This is a genomic window from Nocardia sp. NPDC060220 (assembly GCF_042727815.1).
In the GTDB taxonomy this organism is placed as follows: domain Bacteria; phylum Actinomycetota; class Actinomycetes; order Mycobacteriales; family Mycobacteriaceae; genus Nocardia.
Window position 1 is genome coordinate 1 of the sequence record NZ_JBHWZY010001375.1, and the last position, 1,087, is coordinate 1,087.

Annotated in this window: 2 protein-coding genes; one reads left to right on the forward strand and one right to left on the reverse strand. The window is 67.4% G+C overall.

Annotation, left to right across the window (positions count from 1 at the left end; translation table 11 throughout):
• Nucleotides 1–490 (forward strand): carbohydrate ABC transporter permease (locus ACFWF3_RS36880; protein ID WP_379318886.1); only part of this gene is annotated, 490 nt, incomplete at its 5' end.
• Between the two features lie 9 nt (nucleotides 491–499).
• On the opposite strand, the gene ACFWF3_RS36885 is transcribed toward ACFWF3_RS36880, so the two are convergent.
• On the reverse strand, nucleotides 500–1,087 hold a 588-nt coding region (locus tag ACFWF3_RS36885; RefSeq protein WP_379318888.1), incomplete at its 5' end, for a LysR family substrate-binding domain-containing protein.

Sequence of the window (1,087 nt, forward strand, 5' to 3'; positions counted from 1 at the left end):
CGTCGGGGTGTGGCTGGTGCCGTTCCAGGTGACGATGCTGCCCAACTACATCCTGCTCAACCAGCTGGGCCTGATCAACACCCTGATCGGCGTCGTGCTGCCGACGCTGTGCTCGGCGCTGGCGGTGCTGCTGTTGCGCCAGCACATGTCGGCGTTCCCGAAAGAGCTCATCGCCGCCGCGAAGATCGACGGGCGCTCGTCGTGGTCGATCCTGTGGACCGTCGTGGTCCCGAACCTGCGACCCGCGCTCGCCGCACTCGGCATCCTGCTGTTCATCAACGCGTGGAACGAGTACTTCTGGCCCGCGGTCGTGCTGCGTCAGTCCAACAGTGTGCTGCAGCTGGGACTGCGTAGTTTCATGGGCACCGAAGGCGATCAGTGGGGGCCGATGATGGCGCTGGCGGGTCTGGCCTGCCTGCCGGTGCTGGTGCTGTATCTGGTGCTGCAGCGCCACATCGTCAATGCGTTCGTGCGGTCGGGACTGAAATGAACGACGAGTTCACGCTGTCAAGACCTGGTCGTCGGCCAGGGCAGGTGCCGTGGACGCGAGGCAATCCAGAAACATCGCCACCGCCGGATTCTGTTCGTCGGCCCGCCACACCACATGCAGATCCAGGGTCGGGACCGGATCGACCAGCTTCACCGCCACCGGGTCGGTGTCCGAGGACCCCATACCCGCCGACACCGCCCGTGGCAGCGAGGCGAATCCGACCAGTGGGCGCACCGAGACGATGTGGGCGGTGGCGCCCGGATCGTCGGCGATCTGGGTGATGTTCAGCGAGATCCGGGTCTGCGCGGCCGACCGCAGGATCGCGTCGTACATCGCCGGACACTGTTCACGGGCGAACAGCACGCAGTCCTGGTCCCGCAGTTCGGCGAACGGCACGTGCGAGCGGTGCGCCCAGCGGTGCTGCCTGCCGACCACCGCCACCAGCGGAATCCGGTGCAGCAGCCGGCGGTACCGGAAATCGGCGGTGCTGGGGTGGCCGTAGACCATGGCCAGGTCGAGGGATCCGTCGGCCAGGGCGGCCAGCTGCGGCCCGGTTCGCTTCTCCCACAGCGACACCGAGATGCCGGGGTGGCGGTC